Consider the following 15,856-nt stretch of genomic DNA (forward strand, 5'->3'; position numbering starts at 1 on the left):
CCAGAACGATGCGTTCCAGCTTTTGCAAACGTTGAAAACGGGCGGCCGGACAAGCGCGGTAACCGTGGAAAAGCGGCAGGCGGACGACGGAGGAGCCGTTGCGATCATCGGTCTTTCGCTCCGGCTGGCCCATGCCGAAACCCTGGATGATTTGATCCGGGTGCTTCATGAGGGAAGGGACTGTATTTCGGCGCTACCCGAAGGAAGGCGTCGGGATACGGAGGATTATATGGCGGCGATGGATGTCGGCCCGGAGGAATACGAGATCAACCAGGCCGCGTTCCTGGACGACATCGCTTCGTTCGATCATTCGTTTTTCAAGATCACGGCAAAAGAAGCCGCTTTGATGGACCCTGTCCAGCGGCTGGTCTTTGAGAAAGCCTGGCATCTGTTTGAGGATGCCGGCTATACAAAAGCACAGCTAAAGGGAAGCGCCACCGGCGTATTCTTCGGCGCTCCCCATCCGTCCGGCTACTACGAGCGGGTACGGCGGCTGGAGCCGGACATGACGGCGCTGGCCGGGCCGGGAAACATCGCGTCGGTGATCGCGAGCCGCATTTCGTATCACTTTGACCTGACCGGCCCGTGCCTGACCATCGACACCGCCTGCTCCTCCTCCCTTGTGGCGCTTCACGAGGCCTGCCGCTCCATCCGGAGCGGAGAGTGCGCCATGGCCGTGGCGGGCGGAGCCAATCTGCTGACGGCGCCTGTCCGGATGAAGGCCGAAGCCGTGCCCGATATCGCCGCTGCGGATTACCGGGCCAAAACCTTCAGCGACCGGGCGGACGGGACCGGACAAGGCGAAGGCTGCGTGCTGGTGCTCTTAAAGCCGCTTGCCGACGCGAAGCGGGACGGGGACCGCATCTACGCGGTGATCAAGGGCAGCGCCTGCAACAACGACGGCGCTTCGATCGGCATTACGGCTCCGAGCGTCAAGGCGCAGGAAGAGGTCATTGCCGAAGCGCTGCGCCGGGCGGGCGTGTCCGCCGAAACGATCGGCTGTCTTGAGGCGCACGGCACCGGCACAAAGCTGGGCGATCCGATTGAAATTCAGGCCATTGCGGGCGCGTTCGGGCGGTTTACCGGCCGGAAGCAGTTTTGCGGCATCGGCTCGGTCAAAACGAATTACGGGCACCTCGATTCCGCGGCGGGGCTGCTGGGCCTTGCCAAAGGCGTAGCGAGCCTGGTTACCCGCCGGCTTTACCCGAATCTGCATTTCAACCTGCCGAACGAAGCCATCGATTTTCTGAACAGCCCGGTGTATGTGGTGGCGGAGGAAAAGGAATGGCCGGAGCCGGACGGCCACCCCAGGCGCTGTGGAGTCAGCGCTTTCGGGCTCAGCGGAACCAATTGTCATGTCATTTTGGAGGAGTGGAGGCCGGAGGCGGGCGGGACACGCGCGGAGGAGCGGCGGGCCATGCCGTTCGTGCTGCCGGTTTCCGCCAGGACGGAAGCGGCGCTGGAGGAGCTGCAAGCGCGTTACGCCGCGCGGCTTGCCGGGGTCTCGGACGAAGCGCTGGCTGATGTTTGCCTGACCGCGCAGCGGTACCGGGAGCATCATTCGCACCGGATCGCGGTGTGGGGCTGGGATGCGGAGCAGCTGGCCGCGCGGCTGCGGCTCGCGGTGCGGGAATCCGGCCCGGCGGCCCGCGGTCCGGCGGAGGATGGCCGTGCAGCGGCGGAAGCGGCGGCGCAGCGGCTTTGCGAGGCGTACATTGCGGGAGAAAAACCGGAATGGCCGGCTGGCGGCCCGGCGGTGAAAGCCGGTCTGCCGCTTTATCCGTTCGCAAAAAAACGCTGTTGGCTGAATCCGCCTGCGGCAGCCCGAAAACGGACGGAAGCGGAGAAAGGAGCCGTTATGGAAGCAACGGAAAATAAGCTTGCGGACGAGACGGGGGCGGGGAATCCGGCCGGAGCGTCTACGGCTCGCGAGTGGCCGGGAGCGCCTGCGGCGCCGCCTGTCTTGCAGGAGCTGAAGGCGTTTGTCGGCTCCCTGTTCGATCAGAATCCCGCCGAGGTAGAGGAGCGGGCGACGCTGTTCGAGCTTGGCATCGACTCCATTTCGGTGGTGCAGCTGAAGCAGGAGGTCAAGCGGCGGTACGGGCTGGATGTCCCGCCGGACCGGCTGTTCGGGGAGCTGGATACGCTGGAAAAGCTGGCCGGTTATGTACGGGAGCACGCACAGCCCGAAAAGCTGGCGGGTTATGTGCGGGAGCACGCGCAGCACGAAAAGCTTCCGGCGGCTCCGCTTGCCGAGGGTTCCCCTTCGCCTGTTCCGGGCGGGCCGCCGGAGTCCGCCGCCGGGCAAGCGGGGGACCAGCCCCCAATGCCGGCTTACACGGCTAACGGTTCAACCGGCGGGGGGCCGGAGCCGGTCGTTTCGGCAGGCACCGCCGTCCCTTCGGGCCCGGCCGTACAGCCAGCCTCTGCCGTGGCGCCGGCTTTTGCCGCCCATACGGCTCCCGCCGGGGATACGCTCGAAGCCGTCATTCAAGGCCAGCTCGCGCTTATGTCACGGCAGTTGGACCTGCTGCGCGAAAGCCGTGCCGCCGGGCCGGCGGCCAGCGTGCAGCCCGAAGCGGCGGACAGTCCGCAGCCAGCCCAAGCGCAGCTGACGGACAAGCTTGAAACGGCGGACGGTCCGCAGCCGATCGAAACATCCCGCCCGAATAAGCCCCAGGCGGCCGCTTCGGCGCAGGAGCCGGACCGGCTGCTGCAAAAGTTCGTCGCCCGCGCCAACACGGAGCTGACTCCGGCGCAGGCGGATGAACTGAAGCGGCTTGCGGAGCGGTACGGGCAGCGGACGCAAGGGTCGAAGCGGCTTGCGGGGCAGTACCGGGGCGTCTGGGCCAACGGCAGAATGGTGCAAGGGTTCAGCAAGGCATGGAAAGAGCTGATTTACCCCATCTTCGCTTCGTCGGCGCGGGGAACCGCCATGACCGACGCGGACGGCAACCGGTACGTCGACTTCGCCATGGGCTTCGGGGCCAATCTGTTCGGCTACAACGACCCGCGTCTTGCCGAAGCCGCCCGGTCCTGTCTGGAGGACGGCGTGATCCTGGGCTCCCTCGTGACGGCGCCGGGGGAAGTGGCCGAGCGGATCGCGGAAATGACCGGCGTGGAGCGTGTCGCCTTTTGCAATTCCGGAACCGAAGCGGTAATGAATGCCGTCCGGCTGGCGCGGGCGACAACCGGGAAAAACAAAATCGCCCTGTTCGCCCAATCGTTTCACGGCACCTTTGACGGCATTTACGTAGCGCGGTCCGCTTCCGGCGAGACGCTGCCGCTCAGCCTGGGCACGCCCGAGGCGATGGTGCAGGATGTCCTCATCCTGGACTTTGCCGACGAACGGGCGCTTGCGGAAATCCGGGCCCAAGCGGACGAGCTGGCTGCCGTGCTGGTCGAGCCGGTGCAAAGCCGGCGGCCCGATTTGCAGCCGGAGGCTTTCCTGCGGCAGCTGCGGCAAATCACCGAAGAGCTCGGGATCGCGCTGATCTTCGACGAGATCATCACGGGCTTCCGCATCGCGCCGGGCGGCGCCCAGGCTTATTTCGGCGTCGAAGCCGATCTGGTGACCTACGGCAAAATCATCGGCGGCGGGCTTCCGATCGGCGTTTTTGCCGGAAAGGCGCGTTACATGGACCGGGTGGACGGAGGATCGTGGCGGTTCGGGGATGCCTCGGCGCCCTCGAATTTCCTGGCCCATACCGGCGGCACCTTTTGCCACCATCCCTTGTCCATGGCGGCCGCCAAGGCCGTTCTGACGATTTTAAAGGAAGAAGCGGACCACATTTATCCCGTTTTAAACCGGCGGACCGAGCAGCTGGCCCGCTACCTCAACGCTTTTTTTGCGGCCGGCCGGATTCCGCTCACGCTTTCGCATTTCGGCTCCCTGTTCATTTTCCGCGCCGAGCAGGAGCCCGTGCTGCTGCGTTTTCTCTATTACATGCTGATTGAAAAAGGGTTTTACTTGTGGGAGGGCGGCACCTGCTTCCTGTCCACGGCGCATACGGAGGACGAAATCGCCGGCTTTGCGCATGCCGTTGCCGAAAGCTTGCGGGAGCTCCAGGAAAGCGGCTGCTTTGCCTTCACGCTGCCCGCTTCTTCTCCGTCCGTCGGAGAGGTGAAGGCGGCGCTGTTCGGCGAAGGGGAAGCCTGCATTCCTTATACCGAAGAACAGCAGCGGCTGTGGCTTGCGGCGCGCCAGGACGGGAAACGGGCCGCGGCCTTTTTGGAAAAGTCCGTCCTTACGCTGCAGGAGGAGGTAAACGCGGCGGCCATGGAAGCGGCGGTGCGCCGTACGGTCAACCGCCACGAGCTGCTGCGGGCGGTAAGAGCGGAGGAGGATGGAATGGTGGTCCGGCCGAGGCTGGACATCCTGCTGGAACGCGAGACGGCGGCATCATACGCGGACGCCAAAGAGCGGGTCGGGCGTATGCTGGCCCGGCCGTTCGACCTCGGCCGGGGACCGTTTCTCCGCGTTCTGCTGGTAAAGGGGGCGGGCGTCTGCCTGCTGGCGGTCGCGGCGCATCCTCTTGTGATGGACGGCTGGTCCCTGGGGCGCTTCATGCGGGAGCTCGCCGCCGCATACGGTCATTTGGCCCATGGGGCCGAGCCGCCGCAGCTTCCCTCGCCGTTGTCTTTTCGCGAATTCGTCCGCCGGCAGACGGCTTTCTTTGAAAGCGGAGAGGGCCGGGCGGCCACGGAATACTGGGCCGGGCGCTACCAAACGGAGACGGCCGAGCTGGAGCTGGCGGTCCATCCGCTTGCGGACAGACGGGACGGCGGCCGAAGCGGCACGGCCGAATTCGTGATGGACGGGAAGACGGCCGACCGGCTGCGCGGGTTTGCGCGGCGGAACCGGACGACGCTGTTTACGGCGCTGCTCGCGGCCTACGCCGTGCTGATCCGCTTGCTGTCCGACCGCGACCGGTTTGTAATCGGCATCCCGTTCTCCGGCCAATTGAAGCTGGAGATGGAGGAGCTGATCGGGCCTTGCTCGGCGACGCTTCCGGTTTATTTGGAGGTGGAGGAATCGCGGACCCTGGACAGCGTTTTGTCCGACGTGCGGGAAACCATGCAGGCGGTGTCCCGCCATGCCTTGTTCTCCAACCGGAGGGTGCTGGACGAATTGAACCGGCGGGGAGCCGCCTGCACCGTTCCCGCAATCCGGGCGGCGTTCAATTTGGAACGGGCGGACACGAAGGACGCTCCGCCGCCCGACGAGCCGGAAACGGTTTTTTCAGAGACGGAAGGGCCCGCCAAATACGATTTGTTTCTGGATGTCCGGGAACGGAACCAGGCCGTCGACCTGACGCTGCATTACAACGCTTCCTTGATTCCTGCAGATATTGCAGAAAAATGGCTCGCGTACTACACGGAAATTGCGGACTGCTTGACGGAATCGCCCGGGCGGGCGGTGGCGGAGCTGATTCTGGATGAGGAGGGAAGACGCGTTGGCGCCATGGAATCCGGTTTTCGCGCTTAATAAGGAATACGCGGCGGAAGTGACGCCGCGCACGTTTGCTTTGACGGTAGACGCTTTGGAGGACGGGCTTGTCCGGGAGGAGCTGCCTTCCGGCTCGCGGATCGGCGTTTGCGCGTCCTCCGACTGGCTGGCCGCCTGCTGCATGGAAGCGATTCTCCGCAGCGGCCACCAGTACGTCCTGCTCCCCGGCGGAGCGGCGCCGGAAACCGTTGCGGCTGTTTCCGCCCAATTCGAACTGGCAAGGCTGTGGACGGACCGGAACGATCTTTCCGCGCTTCCCTTGCCGCTGCCGGAGCCGGGCGGGCCAGATGGGCCTGACGGGCCGGACGCCGGCATGGCTAAACCGGTCCGTTATCCGCATGGCGGAGCGGGTTCGGAATACGGGGGAATCCGGCTCGACCCGAGTGGCGGGCCGGTCTCCCTGAATGCTTCCGAGCTGGACGGCTATTACGCCCGGCTGGCCGCGGCGCTCCGGCTGGAGGAAGCGGCTTTGCTGGTTATCGCGCAGGCGGGGCTTGCGCAAGCCGTGCGCTGCGATCTTGCGGTTGCCGCCATGCGTGCGGGCGGGCTGTCCCGGTTGCGGCTCGTTCCGGCTTGGCCGGACCTGCCCGAAGGTCCGGATTTGCCGCAGGACGGGCCGCTTGTACTGACCGGGGCCGCCGAAGAAATCGGCCGGCTCCCGGCGGAAGGCGGGCGCGCGCCTCTGCAAACGGCGAGCGGTCGGCTGCTGCTCATTGCCGGCCATTCGCTCCTGAGCGGCCAGCTCAACCGGCTGCGGGCCCGGTTTCCCCGGCTGCGGACCGGCAGCGCTCTTGCGGTGCCGGAGCTTCCGCTGCTTCTTGCCGCGCAGCCGGAGCTTGGGCCGGCGGAGGAGGAGGCCGGCGGCTTCCGGTTTTGCCCGGCCGGGCTTCCGCTGCTGCCGGGCGTCGGGCTCCGGACCCGCAGCGGGCGTCCCTGTCTCGCCGGCGCGGCGGGCAAGCTCGGCGTCGCCCTGGCCTCCGGCTTCTACGCCACGGAAGCCGGGGGCCGCTGCGGGGCCGACCGTACGCTGTACGCGCACGGCACTCCGCCGCCCGCCGGCGGGCGCAGCGTGGACGCGGCGGTCGTTGCGGCGGCGCTCGCGGCCCTTCCGCCGGTCCGGCTGGCGGCGGCGCGGCGGTCGGACGGCCGCCTCATCGCCCGCATCACGCCGGCTTCGCCCGAGCTCCGGGACCCGGCACGGCTGCGGGCCGCCCTGCTGGCGGCTTTGCCGCAGCCGCTGGTCCCGGACGCGATCGAACTGGCAGAGGACGCCGGTGATCCTCTTTCGCCGGTGCTGGCCATCCTTGCGCTCGATGAAGACACGCAAACGGAGGATGCCCTGCAGGACACAATCGGCAAAGCCGTGAAAGAAACGCTCGGCCTCGCGGGCCTGGACCACGGAGCCGATTTCTTCGACCTGGGCATGGACTCGATCAAGGCGCTTCAGCTGGCGGCCCGGCTGCGCAGGGAAGGCCTGGCGGCGGACATGCCGATGATTTTCGCTTCTTCCACGGCGCGGTCTCTGGCGGCAGCGCTCCGAGCGCAAACGCCTCCGGGGGAAGGAACCCCGGAGCAAGAGAGGCCGGGCGAAGAACGGGGCCCGGAGCTGATCGGCGACGAGAAAGACCGCGCGAAAGCGGAGGAATGGCTGGCGGCCGACGGAAGCCTGGAGGCCGTCTATCCCTTGACGCCGATGCAAGAGGTGGTGCTCGCCCAAAACCTCAATGGCCGCCGCACGGGCCAGGACATCACCGGCCTGGCTTACGACATAGATGGGCTGCTGGAGCCCGGGCGGTTTGAACAGGCGCTTGCGGCCGTGATCCGCCGGCATGCCGTTTTGCGGACCGGCTTCGTCTGGCGCCGCCTGCGGTCTCCGCTGCAGCTCGTGTACCGGGAGCCCGCCTTCGCTCTTACCGTGCTGGATTTGGAGGCGTGCACGCCCGAAGAGCAGGCGGACCGCTGGGGGGAACTCCAGCGGGAGGAAAAGGACCGGGGGTTCGACATCGCCAAGCCCCCGCTGCTTCGCGCTTCGCTTCTGAAGCTCGGCGCCGGAGCATGGCGCTTTTTCCTCGTCTGCCAAAGCTCGCTCTTTGACGGGTGGAGCTCCGCGATTATTTTCCGGGAGCTTCTGGAGATTTACGGGCGGCTGACACGCGGCGACCATACCGCGCTCCCCGAAGCGGAGCCGTTCTCCGCTTATATCCGCTGGGTGCGCCGCCGTTCCGTCCTTGCGTCCCAGCGCTATTGGGGCAACGAGCTCGCAGGCTACCGCTCCCCCGCTCCATCCGGGGAGCTGCCCTCTCATGCCCGCCACGACCCGGGGGAAGCGGAGGATTTTCTCGACCCGGCACTTTTGGAACGGGTCAAAGCCTGCGGCGAGCGGCACCGGATCACCCTGCATACGCTCCTTCTGGCGGCCTGGTCCGTTCTTCAGGAGGAACGCAGAGGGACCGAGGATGTGCTTTTGTCGACCATCGCTTCCGGCCGGCCGGAAGCGCTCCCCGGTGTGGACACGATGGTGGGGCTGTTCTCCAACACCGTGCTGCTCCGCATCGGCACCGCCGGACGAAAAAAAGACCTTGGCGCCTGGCTGCGGGCGCTTCAGGCGAAAACGGTGGAGAAAAAGCCGTATGAAGCGGACACCGTGCAGCAAATCGCCGAATGGACCGGTCTGCCGATAGCGGAAATCCAGGAAGCGGTGTATACCGGAGCCTTTGTGTATCTGAATTTTCCCGCGGAGCCCGAGGAGGAGGCGTCCGGGGGCATCCGCATCCGGCAGCTCACGGACGCGGGATACCTCGGCGTTCCGCTGCGGCTGTACATCCAGCCTTACCGGCAGCATCGGGTGCTGCTGCGCTTTGACCGCTCGTACTGCCCGGAGGACGAAGCCCGCCGTTTGCTGGCGCGCTACCGGGCCATTATCGAAGAACTAATCCAAGCTCGGGAGGAAAAATCATGAACGACAGAGAAGCCCGCGTCATCCGCATTTTGAAGGAAAACACCGGCAACCCGCACCTCGACGACAGCGCCATGCTGGACAAAAATTTTCGCGACCTCGGCATCAATTCGCTGAATTTTATCAAGATAGTCGTGGCGCTGGAAGAGGAGTTCGACGTCGTGTTCGAGGACGACCAGATCAATTATGAATTGTTCGGCAACGTGGGCGATATCGTGGCCCTGATTGAAAAGGAACAAAGCCAGGCCAGCGGAAGCGGCCAATAAAGGGAAGAACGGGAGCGGTGAACCGAATGACGTATGAAGCCATTGAAGCCAAAATGGAGGAGCTTTTGCAGGCGCTTGTCGCCGACGGAAGCTTGAAGGGCGGCGAAGGAGGCATCGGGCTGGATGTCCCGATTACCGCCATGTTCAATTCGATAACGTTTATCAAGTATTTGGTGTCGGTGGAGCGGGCGTTCGATCTCGAATTCGATGATGAGGACCTCGGGCTGCAGGCGGACGAAACCTTGAAGGACGTCGCCGATCGCGTCTATCACATGCTGTCCGGGCAACCCGCATGATGGAATTCCGCAACGCCTTGTTCCGGGAGCAGGAGGCGGCGATTCAGCGGGTGCTGGGCGGGCCCGCCGAGCCGGAGCGCTTCCGCGAGGGGCCGCTTTACCGGCGGATCAACCGGATTTCCTTCGAGCTGTCCAATCAGTGCGTATACGCTCATCTGCATAAGCGCTGCCCGACCGCATGGGAAAAGGAAAAGGTGATTCTGTCCTCCCGCGTCGTCTACAAAACGATCGACGAGCTGGCGTCCTTCGGCTACGAAGGGGTGATTGCCTTTCACATCGACAACGAACCGTTGATCGACCCCCGGCTCTTTCTGTTCATCCGCTACGCCATGGAGGTTTGCCCGGGGGCCAAGGTCTATCTTTTGACCAACGGCTTTTATTTGAACCAAACCTTGCTGGATGAACTGGCGGAGCTTAAAGTCTGGCTTCTCATGGCCTCCGCTTACAGCACGGAGGAATATGAACGGCTGTCGTCGCTTGCGGCCGCCATCCCGTACCGGGTCTTCTTTTCGGTCCTGGACTCGCGCAAACGCATGTACGACAAGGAGCCGAATCCGGTTTCCAAAAGCTGCTACGCCATGATCAATGACGTTTCCGTGGCGTGCGACGGCCGGCTTACCTCCTGCTGTCTGGATTGGAAGCATCAGCAGGCCTTCGGCAACCTTTATGAAGAGAGCCTCAAAGACATATACAGCAAAAAAGAAACGGTGGAAGCCAACGCCCAGCTGATGGCCGGCCGCCGGGAGATGCATTTGTGCCAGCGTTGCGACTGGGGACGCTGATTTTATCGTAAGGAGGAAGCCGCCGTGCGCGATTCCAAGAGCTCCATCCGGAATTTGTTCCGGCAGGTCCGCCAGAACCCGCTGCTCCTGTCGGCCGCGTTTCTGTTCGCCGTTCTCGTTGCGGGCGTGCAGCAGCTGGTTACGTTCCTGCTTGGGGACACCATCAACATGGCGCTGAAAGGGGAAATGGCGGAAACGGCAGGGAAGCTCGGGGTCCTGCTTGCGGGCATCGTGCTGGCTGCGGCCATGGGCCTTGCCGCCAATTACTGGTTCGGCGAATACGCCAACCGCAGTATGTTCCGGCTGCGGGAAAAGACCATCCGCAGCCTCCAGCGCATCCCGCTGACGGCGTACGCCCGGTATTCCACCGGCGACCTGATCAGCCGGATGAACAACGACCTCGCCTTGCTGGAAAACTTCTACCGCCACGTGCTGGAGGATACGCTCTTGAAGCTGTTCATCGGGCTTTTTGCCGCGGCGTACGGCTTCCTGATCAACTGGCAGGTAACCGCCGTCATTTTCGGTGTATCGCTTCTGATGAGCGTGATCAATTACCGGTATTCCAAAACGCTGCGGAGCAAGCAAAACGATTACCAGAAAATCGCGGGCAAGGTCGGCGGAGTTTTGCAGGATGCGCTGGAAGGACAGCTGGAGGTAAAGACCTTCGGCCTCCAGGGAGCCATGAAGCGCAAGCTGGGCGGCTACATACGCGAAGGGATCGCCAAGCAGTTCGCGATGTCACGGACGGAAAGCACACTCGGGGCGCTGTCCATCACGGCATCCATCGGAATTCAGATCGCAACGGTTTTCCTCTGCCTTATTTTCGTGCTGCGAAAGCAGATGACCCTGGGCGAGCTTTTTATTTTTCAGCAGCTTCAGGAAATGATCCAAAACCTGTTCGAGATCCGTTTTATCGAATTTAACAAGTCGGGAGCGGCGCTTTCCCGGATGACGGAGCTGTGGGAGGAGGAAGCGGAGCTTACGGGAGGTGCGGATGGACGGGGCAGGGAAGAGGAAGGCGCGCCGTTCCTCGCATTCGCAGGGGTTTCCTTTTCTTACCGGCAGCCGGACGAAGCAACCGGAAGCAAACCGCGGCAGGTGCTGCGGGACGTCAGCTTCACGGTGAACAAAGGGGAAACCGTCGCGCTGGTGGGTGCAAGCGGCAGCGGAAAATCGACCGTTACCAAGCTGATCTGCGGCTTCTGCGAGCCGGATGGCGGGGAGATCCGCTACCGGGGGCTTCCGCTCGGCGACTGGGACAAACGGGCTTTGCGGCAAAGCATGGCGCTTGTGGAGCAAACCACCCATTTGTTCCCGGTCAGCCTTTACGACAACATTGCCTGCGGCAAATACGGGGAGGAAAGGCACGGGGAGCCGGCGCCGCAGGCGGTGCGTCAGGCCGCCTCCGACGCCGCGCTGCTGCCGTTCGTGGAGGAGCTGCCGGAAGGCCTGGACACGCCCGTCGGAGAAGGCGGGGCCAAGCTGTCCGGCGGCCAGAAGCAGAGGGTGGCGATCGCCCGGGCGTTTTTGAAGGGGGCGGACTTCCTCATTCTGGACGAGCCGACAAGTGCGCTGGATGCTCATACGGAAGAGGAAATCCAGCGCGCCGTCGACCGGCTGGCCGAAGGCCGGACTACGCTGGTCGTCGCCCACCGCCTGAGCACCGTCAAGCGGGCCGACAAAATCCTGGTGCTTCACGAAGGGAGAATTGCGGAAACGGGCGATCACGAAAGCCTGCTGGCCGCAAAGGGCCTGTACTGGCGGCTTTACCGGCAGCAATTAATGGACGAGCAGGTGAGCGCATATGGGACTTAAGGAATCGTTTCGGCTGCTTCGCCTCAATTACCGGCTGATAGGCCGTCTGTTCCGCTATTCGAAGCCGTTTCGCAAAAGCTACATCGCCGCGCTGGCGATCAATGCCTTTACGATGGTGCGATTCAGCTTTGTCATCGGGTTTTCCGTGCAATGGGTGACCGACAGCGCCATCGCCGGAGACGGGGAAAGCCTCCGCCGCGCGTTGTGGTTTGCGGGCATCGCGTTTGTGCTCAACTCGGTTTTGTATTTCTTCGAGTGCTACTTGATGCAAACGCGGGTGGAGCTCATTATGGGCCGCGTGAAGGAAGACCTGATGGACAAGGTGGTGAAGCTGCCGGCCAAATACGGCGAGGATCACCATTCGGCCGAGCTGCAGAGCAGGCTGACGAGCGACCTGCAGGCCGTAAACGAGTCGATTTCGTTCGCTTTGGTCGATCCGGTCAATTTTATCGTGCTGGGTGCGGTCAATCTTCTGCTGATCGCTCTGCTCAGCTGGCAGATGGCTCTTCTTTGCCTCGGGCTGGTCGTTCTGGTGCTGTTGTTCAACGCTTTGTTCCTGAAGCCGATTTACGAGTCGAGCGAGAAAATCCAGGCGGCGATCGCGTCGGCCACCGAGCGGTTTTCGGATATCGTCCGTACGGTGCCCGTCATCAAAATGTTTAATCTGGAAAACTGGACCTTTCGGAGGTACGACACGGAAAGCCGCGGGATTTTGCTTTGGCAAACCAGGCTGAACAAAACCTCCTCCGTCCAGAAAGCTTTAAACACCTTTGTCAATTATATGTGCACCGTCGGCATCATGGGCATCGGAGCGATCTTCTTGTCCGGCGGCCTGATTACGGCGGGCGGCCTGCTTGCCATCTTCCGCTATGCCAGCAAGCTGGTGTCGGCTTTTACGGGCTTTGGCTGGGTGATGGCAAACCTGACCCGGTCGCTGGTGGGCGCCAAGCGGCTTTTCGAGCTGCTGGATACCCCCGGCGAGGAACTGGGCGAGGAGGGAAGCGCCGTCCAGCCCGACCCATCGGCCGGGACGGCGCTGGCCATTGAGGGGCTAACCTTCCTCCATCGGGAAAACAAGGCGGCGGTCGCGGAGCTGAGCTTGCAGGTACGGCGCGGCGAGACCGTTGCGCTGGTCGGTCCGAGCGGGGCGGGCAAAACCACGCTGCTCAACGTCATCATGGGCTTTTACGAGGTCCCGGACGGCCAGGGAACCATCCGGCTTTTCGGCCGGGATACGCGGACGCTGCCGCTTGCGGACCGGCGCCGCCTGATCGCGTACGTGCCGCAGGCAAGCCATCTGTTTGACGGGACGATCCGGGAAAACATCGCCTGCGGCAAAGAAAACGCCACGGAGGAAGAAATTGCGGCCGCCGCGCGAGCGGCGTACGCCCACGACTTCATTCTTGCGCTGCCGGAAGGCTACGATACCGAAATCGGCGAGCGGGGCGGCCGTCTTTCGGGCGGCGAACGCCAGCGGATCGCGATTGCCCGCGCGCTCGTCAAGGATGCGCCCATTCTCCTGCTGGACGAACCGACCTCCTCGCTGGATTCCGGTTCGGAGCGGGAGGTGCAGCAGGCGCTCGAGCGGCTCAAGGAGGGAAGGACCGTCATCGTGGCGGCCCACCGCCTCTCCACGGTGATGAATGCCGACCGCATCCTGGTGATGCAGGAGGGCCGCGTCGTCGAATCGGGCACGCACCGGGAGCTGATGGCGCAGGAAGGGCGGTATGCCCGGGATTTCCGCCTGCTCTATCAAGCATAGCGAAAGGAGACGGGATGAATGAACGGATTGTTGGCCACCTCGGCCGTTTTTGGCTCCATCCGGGGACAGGAGGTTCGCTTTCTGGCTCTGGACGAGCGCTTTTTGTCGTTCGAATGCGCGGACGCGTTGAACGGTCCGGCTCCTTTACGGATGGAGCTGCTCGATCTTTCTACTCGGCATTATGTGCCTTATACGTTTGACGACGTGACGATTCTGGAGGAGACGGTCCAGCCGTTTTCTTACCGCTACCGCGTGGAAGTGGGAGAGGCCGGGGCAGAGGATGCATCCGCGCCTGCGTACCGTGAACTCATCGGGCGGCTGAACACGCTTCTTCAGTTAAAACAGGAGCACGGAGGCATCCCGAATTTCCGCCACACCGGATTTTTTGACGGGGTGCAGCCGTTTTATCCCAAGGAACGGGACGAGGAATTCTGGCCGTCCTACGAAGAGCAGGAAGCGGAATGGCGGCGGGAAATCCGCGATACGCTGTCCCGCCAGGAAGACGGGGCGCTCCGCCGGGTTCTCGCTTCGGCGGAGCTGGCCTTCGAGCTGCACGATCCGGACCTGGTGGAGCAATGCCTGGCGGAATCCATCGACGCCGTGATCGGCGCGAAGCTGGATGTCTTCGAGCCGGGAGCCGCGGGGCTTGCCCCCTCCGATTTCAAGCGGCTTTACCTCGGCAATGAATTTTGCCCCCACCGCATCCCCTCGCCGGAGCGGGTGCTGGCCCTGGCGGAGCGGGCGCTTCGGGAAGGACGCCGCGTGACGGTCGCCACCTCGTACCTGTACGACGACCAGATCGGCCGTCACCGGGAGCTGCTGGCGGCCCTGGACGACTGGTCCGGGCGGGAGCGCATCCGAACCGAGGTGATTGTTAACGATTGGGGAATGCTGGAGCTGCTGCAGGAGTATCCCCGGCTGGAGCCGGTTTTTGGCCGGCTGCTGAACCGGCGCAAAAAGGACCCGCGCATGAAATGGTGGTGGGGGTACCCGGAATACGAGCCGGCGCTCCGGGAGAACGGGCTGAATCAGGACGGGTTCCGCTCCTTTTTGGCGGGCCTGGGCGTAACCCGCTGCGAATTTGAATGCAGCCGTCCCGATCCCCTCATTCCCGAGGGCAAGCACAGCCTGCACGTTCCGTTTTACCAGATCAATACGGCGACCTTCTGCCACCTTCACGCCTACTGCGGCCTGAACAAGCTCGATTATGTTTCCGGCTGCGCGCGCTACTGCAATGAGCTGCATTTTCAATACCCGAAGCATTTGGGGATGATCGGCATCGGCAACACGCTGTTCGGCGTTTATCCCGAAGCCGTCTCGGACGCGGCCTATTTGAAGGAGCGGCTGGGCAGCGGCATCGACCGGCTGGTGTATTCGGCGCTATGAGGCATTTTCAAACCGGAAAGGGCGGTGCACCCGGATGCATATCGTAACTCCTTTATCAAACGTCGAAGCTTACGAACCGCTGGCGGAAGCGGGGGCGGACGAGTTTTTTTGCGGCTATGTCCCGCAGGAGTGGCTGCGAAAATACTCCACGCAGCTGCCGTTCAACCGCAGGGAAAACCTGCTCGGGCACCACAACATCACCGACGAAAGCTCGATGCGGATTCTGAAACGCAAAAGCGAGCGGTTCAACTTACCCGTTAAAATTACGGTCAATTCCCATTACTATATGCGAAGCCAGTACGAGGACCTGCTGGAGCATCTCAAACGGATCATGGACCTCGGCTTCGATACTTTTATCTTCGCCGATCTCGGCTTCGTGCTGTACCTGCGCGAGCGGGGGCTTGACTGCGACATCCACATCAGCGGCGAGCTGGAAACCTACAACCGGTACGCGGTCCGGCTGCTGGACCAGCTGAAGGTGTCCCGGTTCGTCTTCCCGCGCAAAATCAACCTGGCCAACATGCAGCGCGTGATCACGGCGGCCGGCAAGCCGGCGATGGAATACGAGGCGTTTTTTATGAACGCCTACTGCCTCTATTCGGGCGCGTTCTGCAACGGCATCCACTGCGACGAGATGGCGCCGATTTGCGAGACGCCGATGCGGGCGGCACGCTTTCACTCCGATTCCGACCGGTTCCGGCGGGCGGGCAACCACGCGGCCAAAATGCTCGCGTTCCAAAACCGTCTGAACGACCAAAAGACGGCGACGGAGGAGGACCCCGCGCTCTATCAGCCCGGCGCTTCCGGCTGCGGCCTCTGCCGCATCGGCGAGCTGAAGGCCATCGGCGTCACTCATCTGAAGGTAGTCGGAAGGGGCGTCCGGGTGGATAACCTGCTCAAGGACATCCGGCTGGCCAAGCAAGCCATCCGGGAGGAGGAAGCCCGCGCGTCTTCCGCCGCGCTGGACGCCGGTGAACCGCAAAAGGCGTATCCGTGCAGCTTTTTGTGCTATTACCCGAGCGCGCTGCCTGCCGCCGAGCCGGCAAAAGGAGGAACGTTGTGAGCCGGAGCGCAGTTTGCCGAT

Annotated in this window: 9 protein-coding genes; all 9 read left to right on the forward strand. The window is 63.4% G+C overall.

The features are described 5' to 3' along the window. Positions 1-22: 22 nt before the first annotated feature. From AC6I6H_RS12365 to AC6I6H_RS12405, 9 genes are read left to right on the forward strand one after another with little or no spacing between them, the layout of a single operon-like run. Positions 23-5,488: an aminotransferase class III-fold pyridoxal phosphate-dependent enzyme gene (locus tag AC6I6H_RS12365; RefSeq protein ID WP_497954129.1), complete on the forward strand. Its 5,466-nt coding sequence runs from the start codon at positions 23-25 to the stop codon at positions 5,486-5,488. Beyond that, the gene (locus AC6I6H_RS12370) at positions 5,457-8,468 is read left to right on the forward strand and encodes a condensation domain-containing protein (RefSeq protein WP_497954130.1); all 3,012 of its coding nucleotides are present in this window, start codon (positions 5,457-5,459) and stop codon (positions 8,466-8,468) included. The genes AC6I6H_RS12365 and AC6I6H_RS12370 overlap by 32 nt, the downstream gene beginning before the upstream one ends. Continuing rightward, positions 8,465-8,731: an acyl carrier protein gene (locus tag AC6I6H_RS12375; RefSeq protein WP_497954131.1), complete on the forward strand. Its 267-nt coding sequence runs from the start codon at positions 8,465-8,467 to the stop codon at positions 8,729-8,731. Before AC6I6H_RS12370 ends, AC6I6H_RS12375 begins: the two co-directional genes overlap by 4 nt. Before the next feature lie 17 nt (positions 8,732-8,748). Beyond that, entirely contained in the window at positions 8,749-9,027 is a 279-nt protein-coding gene (locus tag AC6I6H_RS12380; RefSeq protein ID WP_497954132.1) for a hypothetical protein, read from the forward strand. Next, positions 9,024-9,809: an SPASM domain-containing protein gene (locus tag AC6I6H_RS12385; protein WP_497954133.1), complete on the forward strand. Its 786-nt coding sequence runs from the start codon at positions 9,024-9,026 to the stop codon at positions 9,807-9,809. The genes AC6I6H_RS12380 and AC6I6H_RS12385 overlap by 4 nt, the downstream gene beginning before the upstream one ends. A 24-nt stretch (positions 9,810-9,833) precedes the next feature. Continuing rightward, entirely contained in the window at positions 9,834-11,624 is a 1,791-nt protein-coding gene (locus tag AC6I6H_RS12390; RefSeq protein ID WP_497954135.1) for an ABC transporter ATP-binding protein, read from the forward strand. Beyond that, positions 11,614-13,386 carry an ABC transporter ATP-binding protein gene (locus AC6I6H_RS12395; RefSeq protein WP_497954137.1) on the forward strand — a complete coding sequence of 591 codons (1,773 nt, stop codon included), beginning with the start codon at positions 11,614-11,616 and terminating at the stop codon, positions 13,384-13,386. Before AC6I6H_RS12390 ends, AC6I6H_RS12395 begins: the two co-directional genes overlap by 11 nt. Before the next feature lie 18 nt (positions 13,387-13,404). Then, entirely contained in the window at positions 13,405-14,772 is a 1,368-nt protein-coding gene (locus AC6I6H_RS12400) for a hypothetical protein (protein WP_497954139.1), read from the forward strand. Between the two features lie 34 nt (positions 14,773-14,806). Further along, the gene (locus AC6I6H_RS12405) at positions 14,807-15,835 is read left to right on the forward strand and encodes a U32 family peptidase (protein WP_497954140.1); all 1,029 of its coding nucleotides are present in this window, start codon (positions 14,807-14,809) and stop codon (positions 15,833-15,835) included. Positions 15,836-15,856: the final 21 nt, after the last annotated feature.

The sequence above is a fragment of the Gorillibacterium sp. sgz306347 genome (assembly GCF_059735245.1).

What these genes read in the sequence shown, in the direction of transcription:
- AC6I6H_RS12395 (WP_497954137.1), top strand. Translation starts at nt 11,614, where the DNA reads ATGGGACTTAAGGAATCGTTTCGGCTGCTTCGCCTCAATTACCGGCTG.
- AC6I6H_RS12405 (WP_497954140.1), top strand. Translation starts at nt 14,807, where the DNA reads ATGCATATCGTAACTCCTTTATCAAACGTCGAAGCTTACGAACCGCTG.
- AC6I6H_RS12400 (WP_497954139.1), top strand. Translation starts at nt 13,405, where the DNA reads ATGAACGGATTGTTGGCCACCTCGGCCGTTTTTGGCTCCATCCGGGGA.
- AC6I6H_RS12375 (WP_497954131.1), top strand. Translation starts at nt 8,465, where the DNA reads ATGAACGACAGAGAAGCCCGCGTCATCCGCATTTTGAAGGAAAACACC.
- AC6I6H_RS12385 (WP_497954133.1), top strand. Translation starts at nt 9,024, where the DNA reads ATGATGGAATTCCGCAACGCCTTGTTCCGGGAGCAGGAGGCGGCGATT.